Origin of the sequence: Thiosulfatihalobacter marinus, from assembly GCF_016019955.1 — a bacterium.
Classification (GTDB): Bacteria; Pseudomonadota; Alphaproteobacteria; order Rhodobacterales; family Rhodobacteraceae; genus Shimia; species Shimia marinus_A.
Genome location: NZ_JAECRZ010000009.1, coordinates 28,497 through 43,387 on the forward strand (window position 1 = coordinate 28,497; position 14,891 = coordinate 43,387).

General features: G+C 59.6%; 20 protein-coding genes. 5 read left to right on the forward strand and 15 right to left on the reverse strand.

Annotated features, from left to right (window positions below):
• The first annotated feature begins 95 nt into the window (after positions 1–95).
• Together I3253_RS13675 and I3253_RS13680 are read left to right on the forward strand one after the other, a co-directional pair.
• Positions 96–638, forward strand: coding sequence for a hypothetical protein (locus I3253_RS13675; RefSeq protein WP_197918489.1), 543 nt, complete (start codon positions 96–98; stop codon positions 636–638).
• On the forward strand, positions 638–1,867 hold the full coding sequence (locus I3253_RS13680) for a DNA phosphorothioation-associated DGQHR protein 1 (RefSeq protein ID WP_197918491.1): 1,230 nt from the start codon (positions 638–640) through the stop codon (positions 1,865–1,867). Before I3253_RS13675 ends, I3253_RS13680 begins: the two co-directional genes overlap by 1 nt.
• A 204-nt stretch (positions 1,868–2,071) precedes the next feature.
• On the opposite strand, the gene I3253_RS13685 is transcribed toward I3253_RS13680, so the two are convergent.
• The 15 genes from I3253_RS13685 to I3253_RS13755 are packed head-to-tail and all read right to left on the reverse strand — an operon-like array spanning position 2,072 to position 13,520.
• Positions 2,072–3,151, reverse strand: coding sequence for a type IV secretion system protein (locus tag I3253_RS13685; RefSeq protein WP_197918493.1), 1,080 nt, complete (start codon positions 3,149–3,151; stop codon positions 2,072–2,074).
• Between the two features lie 6 nt (positions 3,152–3,157).
• Complete coding sequence (locus I3253_RS13690) at positions 3,158–3,562, reverse strand: hypothetical protein (protein WP_197918494.1); 405 nt, start codon at positions 3,560–3,562, stop codon at positions 3,158–3,160.
• Positions 3,559–3,747 carry a hypothetical protein gene (locus I3253_RS13695; protein ID WP_197918495.1) on the reverse strand — a complete coding sequence of 63 codons (189 nt, stop codon included), beginning with the start codon at positions 3,745–3,747 and terminating at the stop codon, positions 3,559–3,561. Before I3253_RS13695 ends, I3253_RS13690 begins: the two co-directional genes overlap by 4 nt.
• On the reverse strand, positions 3,744–4,730 hold the full coding sequence (locus tag I3253_RS13700; RefSeq protein ID WP_197918497.1) for an ATPase, T2SS/T4P/T4SS family: 987 nt from the start codon (positions 4,728–4,730) through the stop codon (positions 3,744–3,746). Before I3253_RS13700 ends, I3253_RS13695 begins: the two co-directional genes overlap by 4 nt.
• A gap of 4 nt (positions 4,731–4,734) precedes the next feature.
• Entirely contained in the window at positions 4,735–6,114 is a 1,380-nt protein-coding gene (locus I3253_RS13705; RefSeq protein WP_197918499.1) for a TrbI/VirB10 family protein, read from the reverse strand.
• Positions 6,111–6,806 carry a TrbG/VirB9 family P-type conjugative transfer protein gene (locus I3253_RS13710; RefSeq protein ID WP_197918501.1) on the reverse strand — a complete coding sequence of 232 codons (696 nt, stop codon included), beginning with the start codon at positions 6,804–6,806 and terminating at the stop codon, positions 6,111–6,113. The genes I3253_RS13705 and I3253_RS13710 overlap by 4 nt, the downstream gene beginning before the upstream one ends.
• Before the next feature lies 1 nt (position 6,807).
• Positions 6,808–7,461: a virB8 family protein gene (locus I3253_RS13715; RefSeq protein ID WP_055296259.1), complete on the reverse strand. Its 654-nt coding sequence runs from the start codon at positions 7,459–7,461 to the stop codon at positions 6,808–6,810.
• A 16-nt stretch (positions 7,462–7,477) separates the two neighbouring features.
• On the reverse strand, positions 7,478–8,287 hold the full coding sequence (locus I3253_RS13720) for a type IV secretion system protein (protein ID WP_197918503.1): 810 nt from the start codon (positions 8,285–8,287) through the stop codon (positions 7,478–7,480).
• Positions 8,287–9,441: a lytic transglycosylase domain-containing protein gene (locus tag I3253_RS13725; RefSeq protein ID WP_197918506.1), complete on the reverse strand. Its 1,155-nt coding sequence runs from the start codon at positions 9,439–9,441 to the stop codon at positions 8,287–8,289. Before I3253_RS13725 ends, I3253_RS13720 begins: the two co-directional genes overlap by 1 nt.
• Positions 9,431–9,598 carry a hypothetical protein gene (locus tag I3253_RS13730; protein WP_197918508.1) on the reverse strand — a complete coding sequence of 56 codons (168 nt, stop codon included), beginning with the start codon at positions 9,596–9,598 and terminating at the stop codon, positions 9,431–9,433. Before I3253_RS13730 ends, I3253_RS13725 begins: the two co-directional genes overlap by 11 nt.
• On the reverse strand, positions 9,595–11,958 hold the full coding sequence (locus I3253_RS13735; protein ID WP_197918510.1) for a VirB4 family type IV secretion/conjugal transfer ATPase: 2,364 nt from the start codon (positions 11,956–11,958) through the stop codon (positions 9,595–9,597). Before I3253_RS13735 ends, I3253_RS13730 begins: the two co-directional genes overlap by 4 nt.
• Positions 11,948–12,226 (reverse strand): type IV secretion system protein VirB3, encoded by a 279-nt coding sequence (locus I3253_RS13740; protein WP_009808059.1) that lies wholly within the window; start codon positions 12,224–12,226, stop codon positions 11,948–11,950. The genes I3253_RS13735 and I3253_RS13740 overlap by 11 nt, the downstream gene beginning before the upstream one ends.
• Positions 12,219–12,512: a TrbC/VirB2 family protein gene (locus tag I3253_RS13745; protein ID WP_035252599.1), complete on the reverse strand. Its 294-nt coding sequence runs from the start codon at positions 12,510–12,512 to the stop codon at positions 12,219–12,221. Before I3253_RS13745 ends, I3253_RS13740 begins: the two co-directional genes overlap by 8 nt.
• Positions 12,509–13,123 (reverse strand): lytic transglycosylase domain-containing protein, encoded by a 615-nt coding sequence (locus I3253_RS13750; RefSeq protein WP_055296410.1) that lies wholly within the window; start codon positions 13,121–13,123, stop codon positions 12,509–12,511. The genes I3253_RS13745 and I3253_RS13750 overlap by 4 nt, the downstream gene beginning before the upstream one ends.
• A 43-nt stretch (positions 13,124–13,166) precedes the next feature.
• Positions 13,167–13,520 (reverse strand): hypothetical protein, encoded by a 354-nt coding sequence (locus I3253_RS13755; RefSeq protein ID WP_012187165.1) that lies wholly within the window; start codon positions 13,518–13,520, stop codon positions 13,167–13,169.
• 203 nt (positions 13,521–13,723) lie between these two features.
• On the opposite strand from I3253_RS13755, the gene I3253_RS13760 reads away from it, so the two are divergent.
• From I3253_RS13760 to I3253_RS13770, 3 genes are all read left to right on the forward strand, one after another.
• The gene (locus I3253_RS13760) at positions 13,724–13,984 is read left to right on the forward strand and encodes a hypothetical protein (protein WP_055296411.1); all 261 of its coding nucleotides are present in this window, start codon (positions 13,724–13,726) and stop codon (positions 13,982–13,984) included.
• A 124-nt stretch (positions 13,985–14,108) separates the two neighbouring features.
• Positions 14,109–14,366: a helix-turn-helix domain-containing protein gene (locus I3253_RS13765; protein WP_055296412.1), complete on the forward strand. Its 258-nt coding sequence runs from the start codon at positions 14,109–14,111 to the stop codon at positions 14,364–14,366.
• A gap of 167 nt (positions 14,367–14,533) precedes the next feature.
• Positions 14,534–14,761: a hypothetical protein gene (locus tag I3253_RS13770; protein WP_055296263.1), complete on the forward strand. Its 228-nt coding sequence runs from the start codon at positions 14,534–14,536 to the stop codon at positions 14,759–14,761.
• Positions 14,762–14,891: the final 130 nt, after the last annotated feature.

Consider the following 14,891-nt stretch of genomic DNA (forward strand, 5'->3'; position numbering starts at 1 on the left):
GCGTCGATATTGGTGTCGATGCCACAGTTCGATGAAGCATTCGTATCGTTTAGCAGTTTCATCCCGAGCCGCATCAATCAGCGAGGGGAAGCCCTTTGAGTAGCAAAGACACGAACCCTAAACAACTGGGTGATTGGCAGTACCTAGGTCGCGAGATCTGGCGCCGCACTTGGCAACCGTTCAAGAACGTACCCTTTGTGTTTTACGTCATTCTGGCGATCATATGTTTAGGTGGCCTCGGCATCTGGGTAGAAATTATCAAGGGCCAGCTTGGACAATCGGCGGATGACTCAGGATTGCTCACAGCGTTATCCACGTTCTTCCCGGCTTTGATCGGTTCAGCATCGCTCCAACTCATTTTGAGCTCAACCGGTAATTCAGACAAGGTTCTGGTCTCATTTTCTTTACTTGCCTGCTTTGTTTCGTTTTTTGGCGTGGTTCTGATAACGATATTTTACCCGGTTCATCCTGCCTGGTCCCTCGGAGCTGCGGTCTGGTTTGGAATCTTTGCAGTGTGGTTTTGGTGGTTCACAAACGGTGACGAACTAACCTATCAAAACGCCCCCATCGACGCCGCTTCAGGTGGCAGCACAACCAGAGCGGTGAAGGGAAACCTGAGCGAATTCAAGGTAGACTAATGGATATTCAATTCCCTTTTACAGTTCCTGCATTGCGGGTCGACCAGCGTCTGGGTAGCTTTTATGTTGCGGTACTCCCAGCTGAAATGTTGCTTCGTGTCTGCGCAAGCGACAGAATGAGCGCATCTCTTAATCCAGACGGAGTGGGTTATTCGCTTGAAGGCACACAACGGGTGATACAAGATAAACGCCTGTCCGAAATCGCTTCTTATATTAACCGTGTAGATTCAGCCTTTCCAAACTCAATCATAGTTGCTGCTAACTATGATCGTGAGACCGGATTCGATCAAACCGAGAATGAAGACATCGCGGAGGAGGAAGGCGAAGAGTCCAAAGATGTCTCTAGCGCATGGACCGTTCAGGTATCTGATGACGGTTGTCACAAGCTAACTATCCCATCGGACGCAAAGCTTGCAGCGGTGATTGATGGTCAACACAGGTTGTTTTCTTTTGCAAAAGCTAATCCGGAAGCTCTGCGGAGCATGAACCTGATTTGTTCCATCTTCATTGACCTGCCCAAAGCTCTGCAAGCCCAAATCTTTGCAACCATTAACTCCACGCAAAAACGGGTAGACCGCAGTCTGACGTTTGAACTGTTCGGGTATAACGTTTCTGACGAACCAGAGGAGTATTGGACGCCAGACAAGTTGGCCGTCTTTTTTGCTCGAAAGTTGGCAACAGACACAGACTCACCCTTGCGAGGCCGCATCATGGTCGCGCCGAAGCGGGACTCGAGATTGGAGAAGATCGCCGCTGAAGCCACATGGCGAATTTCGACTGCCGTTGCAGTTGACGGAATTATGAGGCTCTATTCGAGCAATCCGAAGCGAGACGCCAATCTGATGCGAGAAGGCGACGCCCATACCAGAAATGTTCTATTGCAAGGCCCAAAGGACAAATCTCCCCTGAGAAGCGCTTACATCGAAGGTAACGACGCAGTGATCTTCAAGATGGTTCTAAACTATCTAAAAGCGGCAGACAGAGTTTTTTGGGAAGACGCGAATGAGGGCTCGTACATTTTTCGAACCGTAGGTGTGCAAGCCATTTTCGACATTCTACGAAAGCTAGCATCGGATGCGTTTGAGAATAGGGACATAAGCTCTGGTTACTTTGAAGAAATTCTGAGCCCGGCCAAAAAGATCGATTTCTCCTCAACTGAATTCCAAAATGCCTCAGGTTCTGGCAGGACCTTCATACGTAAAGAAATTGAGAAGGTTATAGGAATTTGAAACAGCCTAAGAATCTGCCCTGACCTCCAAAATGAAGCATTCTCTACAGTCTGCGAGCGCAAGTTGCATTTGCACAAGGCCGCCAATCTCCCGCACTGCCGTTGCTGAACGGCGCAACCTATCGCTGTTGTAGCGATTAGTGCGTTTGGAGGAGCTAAGTTGCAGAGCTTAACTGTCGCGCAAAAAAGTCCGCATCTAGTCTGTTCACCGTCTGCCGAGACGACCCAACCTTGAAAGCTGCGCCAGCATCCGAGCGCCGGTTCCGGTCGCGTCGCCGGGAGGGGCTTTGGTTGGCCCGCCCGCAGTATTGGGTCGGCTTGGCAACGCTTGCACACCAAAGAATTGACGCGCGCGCAGAGCTGCGTATTCGGCCCCGGTGGCGCCTCCGATGGCGTAGCGGTTGTAGACCTGTTGGCTGCCTGCAAGCCCTCGGGCAAAGGCATAGCTTCCTCCGAAGCCAGCTGAGAGTGCTGGCATCATGATGTTTCCCGAAATCGCCCGAACCAGGAAGGGCGTTGCTATGATGAACCCCTTTGCCATCAGCACCATCATGAAGAACGGAATGAGCGCGCCGATATTGGAGGCGCCTTCCGGGTCTCCGAGCTCGGCAAGTAAGGCACGCGACACACCCGTGATCGTTGCGAACACGCCGGCAACAACAATCGGGTACATCGCAAAGGAAATCAGCGCCGAAAGCCAGCGCGCGAAATAATCCTTGGTCACTTCAAAGAGGGTTAGGAAGATCATGATCGGTGCAATCCCAATTAGCAGAGCGATCATGAGCCTGGACGCAACGACGATGAACGCAGCCAAGCCACCGAGGATCGAGAGCAGCAAAACCCCAAGGGTGTCCAACAGGGCACCGGCCATCCAGTTCAGTTCAGATCCCGCAGCATTCAGGTAGTCCCCGAGCGCCGCGATCAGGTCATCGAACTCCTCTGCAAAGGTGCCAGATGGGCCAGGTGACCCGCCGCCGACGGAGGCCACGAGCGACCCGGCAATGCTATCGATCCCGTTCAGGATCGACGCGGCAAGGATGTTGAACTGCACCCAGTTCGTTGCAAAGACACCTATCAGCCCGACTTTCACGGCGAGCCAGAAGGCCGTGCGCCCGTCCATAGCGCGATACTGGTAGATCGTGTTGATGAAAACCAGAATGACAACGAGTGTGGTGCCGAGTACGAGCATCGTTCCGACTGTTGCGGCGACCGCGCCAAATTGCGTCTCGGCAGCGGTATTGAGATAGCCTTCAGCCGTTTCTACGAAGTAGGTGACGACACTCATAGAACCCTACCAATTTCCAGCAGCTTCGCAGATTTGCATGGCTTCGCGTCGAATCTCATTTGCCTGCCGTCGGTATTCTGACGTCGCTTCCACGATGTCCCAGTATTCAGATGCGGCGAAATGCTCGAAGTAGACGCCTTCAGCTGCCTCCCAAGTCGGATACCGCGTTGGACATTCACAGCTTTGGGCTTCAACGATGCGTTGCATGCTCTGCGCCCGATAGATCTGTTGGATCAGGAGCCGCTTGTGGGACTCGCGTACAGCGATGTCTTGCATCCACTGCGGCTCTGGAGGCTGGTCGGGACAGACATCTGGCTGGTTATCGAGCGTTGGAATCAGGTTCCGTTCAGCAACGCCAGCGGTTGCGCAGAGAACGACGAGCAGGCCTGCTGACGCAACGATCCGCATCATTCTGAAGCCACCTTCGCCGCCAAAGATTCACGCTTCAAGAACGTGGTATAGCCGTAGTCACCGGCTTCAGCTGTAATGACTTCCCATCCCTTTGCGCCGCGCTCATTCAAGGCGCTTCGCATCGCGTCGTAGTCCTTTTGTTTCTTCACCTGGAAAAACAGAATGTCGTACTCAAAGGTCTTCATTGGGAAGCTCCGATCTGGGTTGCGCCGGGAAGATAGAATTCGGTGATGCCGCGTTTGCCGTCGTGGCGACCGGCCTGGATGATCACGTCGATGGAGTTCTCGATGTACTTGATCATGTCGGTGTAGGTCATCGGAATCTCGGTTTTGAGCGCGGCGATTGCGAGGCGCTGCACGGCAAGTTGCGGGGTTTCGGCGTGTAGCGTGGTCATTGACCCGCCATGGCCTGTGTTGATCGCCTCGAGGAAGGTCATGGCCTCGTTGCCGCGCACCTCGCCGAGGATGATCCGGTCGGGGCGCATGCGCAGTGTTGCGGTGAGCAGCACATCGGCGGTCTGGAACTCCGCGTCGCGATTGGCGATGAGCGTCACGGCATTTGGCTGGGTCGGTAGAAGCTCGGCGGCTTCTTCGATAGTGACGATGCGTTCCTCGGCAGGCACGTGCGAGAGGATCTTGCGCGCGGCGACGGTCTTGCCGGTTGAGGTGCCCCCCGAGACAATCATGTTGAGCTTGTTGTCGACGCAAAAGGCCAGCGCATCGTCGATCACACCCGCCGCCACGACCTCGCGGAGTTCGCGGGTTTTCTCGAGGCGGAGTTCTTCAAGCTTGCGTTCCTTGCCATAGAGAAAGTCGAGTGCGATCCCGTCGAGCGGCAAGCTGGAAAAGAACCGTAGGCTGATCGACATGGCCGCAAGCACGGCGGGCGGGGTGATGACCTGTGCGCGGATCGGTCGCCCCTTGTAGGTGATCGAGACCGAGACGATCGGGCGGTCTTTGCTCATCGTTGTGTTGGCGGAGGAAGCGATCTGGTTGCCGAGGTCTCTAACTTCTGTTGCGGTCAGCGTCTGGTCCAGCTTTCGCATGAAGTGATCGCCCTGGAATTCTCCCCAGCAACTGCCATCGGGGTTGATGCAGATCTCGATGACATTGTCGCGGGCGGCGGCGTCGATCCGATCAAGCGAGGTCTGGAGATAACTCAGCGACATGGGCTCAGAATATCTCCAGATCGCGGTCGACCATCACGGTGACGCGGGCGCCCTGGTCGACATAGATAACGGGGCCGATCGAAAGGTAATCGCCAACCACGCTGTCCGTGGCATCGGCAAGATCATCGCCCACGTCTTCCAGCACGTCCGCGGCGGTCTCGTCCTGCACATTTGCGGCAGCGGCGCTTGGCGCTGCGGAGATCAGCGAAATCAGTGCGGCCGAGCCAAAGCGCTCATCAAAGCGCGTGTCAACAAAGCCGGTCACGCCGGAGCGGCCCAGTTCATCGCCCCCGAAGGAACTGATCTGGATGGTTTGATTGTTAGGCAGGATGATCCGATCCCAGGCGATCGTGACCCGGCGCTGCGCGATGTCGATGCCCGAACGATAGCGCCCGATCAGGCGGGACCCGCGCGGGATCAGGAGACGGGAGCCATCGAAACTGAATACGTCCTCGGAGACAACGGCCCGGGTCTGGCCGGGCAGGGAGCTGTCGAGGGCGGTTTCCATGACGGCCTGGATCATCGTGCCCTGGATGATGGTGTTGGACGGGTTGGCGATGACTTCTGCCTGCGTCACCGAAGTGGGCAGCGCACCGTTCAGCACAAAATCCGTCACTTCGCCAAAGGTGCGTTCGGTCAGTGCCGTCTCATTTGCGCCCGAGGTACCGCCAAAGGCGATGGTGGGCGAGGCGATGCGGCGATCCTGAAACGCGCGTTCTTCGGCCGCGCGGCGCTCAAGCTCCGCGAGCAGTCTGGCCTCCTCTTCCCGGCGCAGGCGTTCCTCTTCTCGTGCGCGCAGCTCGTCCTCAGATGGGCCCAACGGCGCGGGGGCAGGGCGATTGGCTTCGAGTTGCGCGAGTTCGAGGTCCATGCGGAGTTGCTCCAGCTCGCGATCGCGTGCCGTGAGTTCATCGCGAAACTGCTGTTGTGCAGCTTCCGACGCGGCCTGCAAGGCCGCGATCTGGGCGGTCAGTGCATCGATGGCTTCGGCGGCAGCGGTATCTTCTTCGACGACGGGTTCAGGCGCGTTGCGCAATTCCTCGATCTGAGCCTGCAGGGCGGCGAGTTGCGCCAAAAGCTCGGCGTTCGGTTCCACCGGGTCTGGTGCGACCAGAACGACTTCGGGCTCCGGTGGGGGGAGGGTTTCGATGGCGCCAAACCCGTCGCCTTCGTTCTGGAACACGTCCGGCGTGGCCGTGGGAAGGGCTTCCTCTTCCTCGGGTTGGGACAGGAGATAGAGCAATGCCCCACCCGCACCGATCAGGAGGACGACGACCAGTGCGAGCAGCGGCGAGCGCCGTGCGGCAGGGGGTGAGCTCGCGCCTTTGCCTTGCTCGAGGGCGGCGAGTCGTTTTTCGAAGTCCGCGTTTCCAGTATCGCTCATGAGCCTACCCCCGCAGGTGGTGTGGCCTCGATGCAGACCACCTCCTCCCCGATCCGCAGCACCCATTGTCGGTTCACGCCTGAAACCCGGATCACGCCGTCCTCGGTCGCTTGCGTGTTGACCGTCCGCTCACGGCCACCCGCGTAACGGAAGATCGCGGGCACCGGCGCGTTCCGCGGGAACTCGAAATACGTGAAGGTCCCGTCATCCCAGACGCGGGTCGGGGTGAATTCGGTGCGCGCGCTGGCACCGTAATTGTAATTCGGTGCTTGGGCCGCGATGGCACGCGTGGGCCGTACATTGTCTTCGGGATAGCGGAACTGCACCACGTAAAAGGTCGGGCTTCGCGTCTCCTGGACGTTGAAATAGTAGCTGCGGCGGCTGGTATAGACGGTCACATTGGTATGGACGCCGCGCGCGACGGGCTTGATCGCGAAGGCCTGCCCGCCCGGAACGCCGTCGATCTCGAAGCCTTCCGTGTCGCCTGCGATGATCGAGCGGATGCTCTCGCCTTCCCCGAACTCGATGGTGGTCACATGGGTGAGCGAGACATTCAGACGATAGACCTGGCCTTCCTGGTAGGTGGCCAAGCGTACCCGGTTGTCGTTGGGACCGCCGCGGGGGATAGCTTCGGCAAAGGCGAGAACCGGCAAAAGGGCAAAAAGGCCAGCAACAAATAACTTACTGATCAAACTAATTCTCCAATCTGTCGGAGCGGATGGAAAATTCGAGCACCGTGAAGCCGAAGGGGTTGGTCCAGACCTCGTCGATGGAACGGCGGGTCTCGGGACGGAACTCGAAGAGAAGGGTGGCGGTGAAGAGACCGGTCTGGACCCCATTGATGGATGTCAGGCGCTTGCGCAGGCGGACCGTGGCGCGGTTGGTGCCGATCCGATTGATGCTGAGGATTTCCACGTCGAGCCGGGCGTTCGGCCCGTAGACTGTCGGCGGGTAATTCTCGTTGGCGCTGTTCCAGATTTGACGCAGCCCGCTCTCGGCAGCCCCGTCCGAGCGGCGCAAGACGCTGCGGATGCGCAGATCATTGTCGAGTTGGTTGTAGACCTCTCGGTCGGTCACGTAGCGGAAGACCTCCGCTTCGATGATGGCCTGGTTGGCTGTGACCGACGTCGCGCCCACCGAGGCTTCGGGCAGGGCAAAGCCGGTGGCGGGATCATAGGGCACGACCACAGGCGGCGGATCGACATCGAGGATCGCGACCGCCGCCGCGCTCAGGCATCCGAGAATGCCGAAGATGAGCCCTATGAGCCCAAGGCGCTGCCAGAGCCGCTCGCGGCGCAGGGCACCATAGACCAGCTCTTCTTCGATGATTTCCTGTTCACTCGCCAACCGTCACAACCCCTGATCAGTCTGCGCGCAGGTCCGGCAGCGTAAAGTCCATGAAGCGCTGTTCCTCTGCGATGGTGGCGGCATCGATCACGCCGCCCGTGCCGTCGCCCACGGTCTGAACGGCTTCGAGCTGCCACATGGCGACAAGTGCGATGGCAAGTTCCGCCGTCACCCGCGTGTTGAGATCGATGCTTTCCTTCAGTTCGTCCATGTCGTCGATCAGCCCGACCAGTCGATCGACCCGTTCCAGCGATTGGCCGGCATCCTCATAGCTGTTCTGTGCCGCGGCCGAGACGAGCGCACCGGTCGTGGCTTGCGTCGCCACCCGGTTGGCCCCGGGATTGCCGCTGGTGGCCATTTCCGAGAGCGTATCATCGTCAAATCCGAGATCGGCCAGCACCCGATCCATCTGGGTTTCGATCTCGCCTGCGCCGGAGCCCGAGAGGCCCGAGAAATCCCCCGTCTTGATCGCCTCAATCGTGGCGAGGATGTCGCCGAACTCCTGGTCGAGCAGACCGTTCAACTCGTCTTCCATTTCCGTCCGGATGATTTCGGGAAGCTCGGCAAGACGGGTCAGGGCTTCATAGGTTCTTTGCAGCTCCGCGAGTTGGTCTGTGAGTGTGGCAAGCTGTTCACGGAGCTGCGTCAGCTGCTCGTTTTGCAGGATCTCATCTTCGATCATCTGCCGGAGCTGCTGGATGTTTTGTGCGATGTTCTGGGTATCGACGACGGGAACGCCTTGCGCGAGGGCGGGGGAAAGGGTGCCAAGATGCAGGCCAATCCCGAGCGTCGTGGCCAAGGCCGTCTTCAGGAGTAAATCTCTCATCAGTCTATCTCCCTGATTGTGAAGTCCATGAACGCGCCCTCGGCCATGCGGGCGCTGGCCTGGGCCAGCTCCTCGGCAGAAAGGACGCGGGTGCGTGCCGCCTGAAGCCGGATGCGGGCTGCCACGAGGCGCACGAGTTCGGCGCGGGCATAGGTGTTGAGTGCGATGCTTTCCTGCACGTCCTCGGTTTCGGAAATCCGTTCGACGATGTCCGCGATGCGTAGGGCGGCCTGTCCGATCGCGGCGGGTGAGTTGCTGCCATAAAAGGCCGCCCCATGACCTGTGAGCGAGAGGTTGGCATTGGCCAGCAGAGCAGGGTCGATCGTGCCGAGCGCTTCGATCCCGCCGATGCGGCTCAGGTAGAGATTGTAGCGTTCGGGGATGACCTGGACGTAGTGCTGGGTCTCGGCAAAGGGCGGCACCCCACCATATTCGAACACACGGCCGGGGCCGGCATTATAGGCCGCGAGCGCGTTGATGATATTGCCGTCGAAGGTGTTGAGCTGCGTCGCGAGATAGCGCGCGCCGCCATGCACCTGCAGATAGGGGCTGTCATAATATTCTGGGTTGATGCCGAGATCGCTGGCGGTGCCGGGCATGATCTGGGTGAGGCCGAAGGCCCCGACCGGCGAGCGGGCACCGATGGTGAAACGGCTTTCCTGCCAGATGAGCGCCTGCAGCAGAGCCCGCCATTGGACTGGAGAAAGGCCCGCGCGGCCCACGCCCGCATACCCGCTGGTCTCCTGGGCGACGCGGATGATGAGCTGCTCGATATTTTCGGCGGCATCCCCGAACATCTGTGCGCCGCCGGGGTTGGGGTCGATCTCGGCATTGCCGTAGACCGTTTCGACGGAACGGGCTGGATCGCCGCTGCCGCTTTCCAGCCCGGAGACCATTGCCGGCAGGCCCTGACCGCCGAAGCTGGTCTGGGCATCGAGGATGCGCTGCAGGGTTGCGAGTTGCTCGCGTTCGATCTCGGCAATGAGCTCGCGCACGGACAGCTTGTCCGCCTGGATCGCAAGGTCGGTCTCGCGATCTCCGGTCTCGACGATATCGCGCGCGGTCAGCCCGCTGTCATCGGTCGGCACGCCTTGGGAAAGGGCGATGCCGGGCAGCAGGCAAAGCACGAGGATATGGGGCAGTTTAGACTTCAATGCCGCCCTCCGGCGCGCCAAGGGGCGTGAAGGTGCAATCAGGTGCTGTGGGTGCCGTCGAGGCGAGGAAGGTAAAGCAGTTGGCCTGTGGCTCCTGGTACTGGGCGCAGGAGGCCAACACACCAAGCGCAGAAAAGAACAAGAAGATACGGGTCATGATAGCCTCCAGAAATCAGGGCGGTCGCGGTAATCGGCGCCGACGAGCGCTTCACCTTTTTCCATGCCGCCGAGGATGGTGAGATTTGGCCCGAGGGCGCTCAGATCGGCATCGACGACGATGGATCCCTGGTCGTCGCGGATGAGCGCAAGGCGGCTGTCGCTGCCGGTGTTGAGAAGCACATCGAGTTCCTTCTCATAGAGGTTCAGCATCGCGTAGTCGGCGGCATGGGCGCGGATGTTCGGGAGCAGGATCTGCGTCGGCACCGCCTCGACGATGGTCTTGCCGGTCCGGGTGCGTTCGAGCTGGCTCGCGTATTGCGTCATCATCACCGCGACGGTGTTCTGCTTGCGCGCGGTCACCAGCCAGTTCGACAGCCGCTCGGCGAAATACGCGTTGTCGAGCGCCTTCCAGGCCTCGTCGATCACGATTATGGTGGGGCGGCGGTCTTCGATCTCGCGCTCGACCCGGCGGAAGAGATAGGAGAGGACGGCCATGCGTTCCTTTTCGGCCTCGCTGTCGAGAATGCCAGTGAGATCGAAGCCAACGACATCGCCTTCGAGCGAGAAGGTGTCTTCCAGCGTTTGTCCGAAGATCCAGCCGTAGCGGCCCTCTTCGGTCCATTCGAGGAGGCGCTGGTGCAGATCGCCGCCATCGTCGGTGGAGACAAAAAGCGATGCAAAATCCCGCCAGTTGCGGAGGGCAGGATTGGAGGCCTGGGCGTTCTGGCGCACGACTTCCTGGATGCGGTTGGTCTGCGCAGGCGTCAGCGGCTTGTCGGCACGGTAGAGCAGGGTGGCGAGCCAATCCGAGAGCCAGGCCGTGCCGCGACTATCTGTTTCGGTCCAAAGCGGGTTGAGCCCAGTAGGTTGCCCAGCTTTCAAAGACGCATAGCGTCCGCCATTGGCGCGGACCGCCATCTCCATACCGAGACGGTAATCGAAGACGAAGATCCGCGCCCCCGCTCGACGGGCTTGCGTCATGAGGAAGGCCGAGAGGACCGATTTGCCTGACCCGGGTCGTCCCATGATCAGCGTATGCCCGCTGGTGGGTTCTTTGTCGGGCGAGCCTTGCTCGTGATAGGAAAACCGATAGGCGCTCTGCTCGGGCGTGGGCAGATAGGTGATGACGCGGCCCCAAGGGGTTTTCGTGGCGGGTTTGCCGAGTTGGGTCCGGTGGAAGGCCGCGAAATCCGCGAAGTTGCGATTAGTGATGGCACTGGCGCGGACACGCTTGGGCTGGTTGCCAGGATGCTGGCTGAGGTAATGTGCCTTGGCCGCGACCCGCTCGCCGATCATCTTCACGCCCTCGGCGGCGGCGGCGTTGACGATCTCGGCGCTGAGGGTCTGCAACTCATCCAGCCTATCGCAGAAGATTGTCACCACCATGTGGTGCTCGCCGAAGCTCTGCCGCTTGGCCTCCAGATCATCGGCGGCGATGTCGAGCGCTTCCATGAGCGACAGGGCTGCGTCCTGCGAGGCCTGCATCTGGCGCTTTTGCCGCTTGATGCGACCCGCCATGAGGTTCGAATTGATCGGCGTGAAGGAATGCGTGACGATCATGTCGACGGGCAGGTTCAGCATGTCGAACATGGTGCAGGAGGTGGCCTCGGAGTATTCCCCGATGGTGAAACTCTTGCCGTAGCGATGGCCCACGACGCCTTCGGAAAGCTCAAAGTGGTCGCCTTGAAACGTCACTCGCGTGTTGGCCACGTTGAAGGACAGGAAGCCGTAGGTATTGGCCGGATAGAGTGGCAGTTCCTGGCCAGTGTTGAGGGCGCCCAGAAACCCGACCAATTCGCCATTCTTGGATGACAGGACGCGCGGGTTCAGCTCCGTCAGGCCCGACAGGAACACACTTACGGCCTCGCCTAGACGACGTAGACGCTTCTCGGTTGCGTCCTTGAGACGATCCGGGGCGCTGCGGTTCAGGAAGGGCAGAAAGCTTTTTGGCGGCGGGCGGTGGATCACCGTGAGGGTCAGGGTCTTGTCGCGCAGGCCGCTGGTCTCGAGTTTCGCGCGCCACAGGCGGTCGACGTCTTCGGCAAAACTGTCATCGCGCACAGGCTCAAGGTCCGGCGTGATCGCCTTGGAGACCTTGTGGACGTAGTAGCTGAACTCCGGCCCCAACTGCGCGATGATCCGGGCAAAGAGCGCGGTCACCTTGTCGAGATATGCATCATCCGTCGTGTAGCTGTTGACCCCATCGAGCCGGATGCACTGAAATAGCTCGTTGACCCGCGTCCGCACGGTGCGGTCATCAACTAAGCTCACATAGGGCAGCATATGCGCGAGGCGGGTCTCGCGCGCATACCACTCCGGCATCATCGTGCGGGGATCGAGCGCAGCATCACGGGGCATAGCTGTCCCCGCCGTGGATGGAGCGGTTCCGCGTGGGCGGCGTCTCTTGCAGCGCCGTCATCATCACGTCGATGAAGCGCGGATCCCAGTCTGCGGCCTTCCAAAGCACCGGGTAGAGCAGGGCCGCGACAGCCAGCACCGCGATATGCTGGACCCAGACGAAGAGAAGCACGGAGCCGAAGAGCCAGACCATGGCATACATGATGGGCAGGCCCAGGAGCTTGGGCGGGCGCACGAGGCCGAGAAAGAGGGGCGAGCGCTCAGCCACCGGCAAAGACCGCGGCAACGATCGTGGGGGCGGCGGCGACACCAGCGATGCCGACAAGCACCCAGAGTGCTTGTCGCAGGTCGATGATGTTGAAGAACCAGCTGAGGAAGACGCCCAGCACGGCCAGCGTCGCGATGACAACGCCAAGCGGACCGGTCAGCGCATCGACAATGCCCTGCAACAAGCTCTGGATCGGGGAGAGATCGATGCTTTGAGCAAGCGCAGGCTCTGCGACGAGCAGGAAGAGCGCGAGCGACGCAATAAACAGGTTAGATATGTGCTTCATGAATTTGATCCTTCCAATCGGGCCACGACAGCCATGACTCGGGCCACGTGGTTCTGGGTTTCTCTGTAGGGGGGGATGCCGCTATACTGGCGGACCGCATCCGGTCCGGCGTTGTAGGCCGCGAGTGCCAGGCGCGGATCGCCGAACGTCTCCAACATCATCGCGAGGTAGCGCGCGGAGCCGTCGAGGTTCTGAAGCGGATCACGTGGGTCGACACCGAGATCGCGCGCGGTTGCTGGCATCAACTGCCCGAGGCCAATGGCGCCCGCGCTCGAAATCGCATCCTGCCGGTAGGCGCTCTCGACCTCGATATTGGCACGGTAGAGAGTCAGCCAATCACGAACCGAGAGATCCGTGCGCCGAAGCCCGGGATGCTCGGCGTGGCGAAGCGCGGTGGCCTCGATGGCCGCCAGAACATCGGCGCGGGGCAGGGGAGCAGGCCGCGCTAGGGATGCCATCTGCACTTCGTCTGGCCCAAGGTCAGTCTCGCCGAGGATCGCCAGCTCATCTGAAGCGGACCCCTGTCCGATGCCGTCATTGTAGTTGCGGGCAAAGCTGTCCTGGGAGCGAGACGGGGTCAGAGAGCCATCGCTCTCCATGACCAGTACCATCTGCGCAGTGACGGGACCCGTCAGGAACCAGAAGAGAAAAAGACTACTTGCTGCCGCCCTTGTCGGTCGCAGCAAGCTTGTGCGTCGTCCGCTGGCCTTCTTCGAGCGGCACATCGGCATGGGAGAAGCCGATGCCGATAAGGAAAGACACCACGCCAGTGATAGTCTTGAACTCGCGGATCTTGATGTCGTTGTAAGTGGTCCGGGTGCGGGCAGTGACCAACAGCTTTTCCACGCCCTCGTCAGAGACGACGCGCATGATCCAGACCCCGTAATAACTCGGGCCCTTCTTGTGTGCCGATTCCTGGCAAAGGATTTCAGCGCTATAGCCGCTTTCCACGAGTTCGCGGAAACGTGCTTCCGTAACCACATTTGGTGCTTCGATGTCCCAGTTCATGGCCCGGCTCACGCTTTCTTCAAACGCGCAACGCCCGGGCATTCCCACTTGAAGCCCAGAGTTACGATAGTATATTATTAACTGCAAGATATATTGCAGCAGATACGGCTGTATCTCGGTTACTCAAACTCTAGGCACGGCAATTGGCGTCTATCAAGGAAAATAGGGGTTTCAGAAACCTGCGGTTGAGCCGATTGGTGACAATGCAGGCTGCGGCCTTACTGATGCACGTTCCGATCGCAAGTCAGGCGGAATCCTGTCTTGCTCCGGTCCGGCCTTTTGTCCCAGGCGATTCGCAGGCCGCCCGGGACTATGCGGATATCATCCGGCGGGACTTTGAGGTCTACATCACGGACATTCAGGACTACTTTCGCTGCCTCGAGCAGGAGCGTGCGCGTGCTTTTGACGAAGCCCGTGAGGTCAGTCAGGACTACGGTCGGTTTCTGGAACTGGTGGGGGATTGATGGGCGATTGGGTGTGCATCAGGCTTGCACCCGACGGAAACCAGACGCCGATAACACCCTCAAATATCTACTTTTTAGATAACAGATTTCATCCGCTAGCGACGTCACAAAAGGTATGTGGCGCGTGGCAAAAACAATCAGAAGCAAAGGTCAGGAGGCTCTGTGCCAGGCGTTGGTCGACGCCCGGAATAAAGCAGGACTCAGCCAGCAACAGTTGGCGGCGAGGCTCAAACGCCCCCAGTCATTTGTGGCACGTCTCGAAAGCGGCGAGCGTCGTATCGACGTCGTGGAGTTTACAGTTCTGGCGAGGGTTATTGGTTTTGACAAAGATGAAGTCTTGTCGATTGTCGAAGCCGCCACGGAGCCCGACCACAAGATTTGAGAACTATGTAGATTTGGGACGCTCCGCTTCATGCGTCCCCATGTGAAGTGAGCTCCTCCAGGAAGAGCAGTTAGCCAACATTCCCCAAGCGCGGCATGCGGTGCAGGCGAGCACCGCAGCTCGTCACGCTGCAAACTCAGAGCCTCAGTGCAGGAAGTCAGTAAACAGTGAACGATGATAAAGGTGAGGGCGTCGCGATCGCTAATCTGATCGGGACCGACGGGTGCAGCGTGGTTGGTTGGGTGTATCGCTGGAGTACAGGCGGGCATGCGGTGATGTGGGACGTCCACGGGCCCCAGCCGGTGTCGGAAATCCGGCCGGATCTCACTGCGGAACAGAAGCGGGAAATCGACTTCGATGGTTTGAAGCGGATCGGAAGCGGCGAAGGCGGATAGGCTCCTCAGCTAGCCGCCAGTTCATATTTGATGGTTGGGGTCGGCCGGCATACCGGACATTGGGGCCGCACGCGGCAAATGCGGACTCTGAGCCCTCAGGAGACCTCTCAAATTCTCGCTGCGCGCGCAT

What these genes read in the sequence shown, in the direction of transcription:
- I3253_RS13755 (WP_012187165.1), bottom strand. Translation starts at nt 13,520, where the DNA reads ATGAACTGGGACATCGAAGCACCAAATGTGGTTACGGAAGCACGTTTC.
- I3253_RS13685 (WP_197918493.1), bottom strand. Translation starts at nt 3,151, where the DNA reads ATGAGTGTCGTCACCTACTTCGTAGAAACGGCTGAAGGCTATCTCAAT.
- I3253_RS13745 (WP_035252599.1), bottom strand. Translation starts at nt 12,512, where the DNA reads ATGAAGCACATATCTAACCTGTTTATTGCGTCGCTCGCGCTCTTCCTG.
- I3253_RS13720 (WP_197918503.1), bottom strand. Translation starts at nt 8,287, where the DNA reads ATGAGAGATTTACTCCTGAAGACGGCCTTGGCCACGACGCTCGGGATT.
- I3253_RS13730 (WP_197918508.1), bottom strand. Translation starts at nt 9,598, where the DNA reads ATGACCCGTATCTTCTTGTTCTTTTCTGCGCTTGGTGTGTTGGCCTCC.
- I3253_RS13700 (WP_197918497.1), bottom strand. Translation starts at nt 4,730, where the DNA reads ATGTCGCTGAGTTATCTCCAGACCTCGCTTGATCGGATCGACGCCGCC.
- I3253_RS13690 (WP_197918494.1), bottom strand. Translation starts at nt 3,562, where the DNA reads ATGATGCGGATCGTTGCGTCAGCAGGCCTGCTCGTCGTTCTCTGCGCA.
- I3253_RS13695 (WP_197918495.1), bottom strand. Translation starts at nt 3,747, where the DNA reads ATGAAGACCTTTGAGTACGACATTCTGTTTTTCCAGGTGAAGAAACAA.
- I3253_RS13735 (WP_197918510.1), bottom strand. Translation starts at nt 11,958, where the DNA reads ATGCCCCGTGATGCTGCGCTCGATCCCCGCACGATGATGCCGGAGTGG.
- I3253_RS13680 (WP_197918491.1), top strand. Translation starts at nt 638, where the DNA reads ATGGATATTCAATTCCCTTTTACAGTTCCTGCATTGCGGGTCGACCAG.
- I3253_RS13750 (WP_055296410.1), bottom strand. Translation starts at nt 13,123, where the DNA reads ATGGTACTGGTCATGGAGAGCGATGGCTCTCTGACCCCGTCTCGCTCC.
- I3253_RS13760 (WP_055296411.1), top strand. Translation starts at nt 13,724, where the DNA reads ATGCAGGCTGCGGCCTTACTGATGCACGTTCCGATCGCAAGTCAGGCG.
- I3253_RS13705 (WP_197918499.1), bottom strand. Translation starts at nt 6,114, where the DNA reads ATGAGCGATACTGGAAACGCGGACTTCGAAAAACGACTCGCCGCCCTC.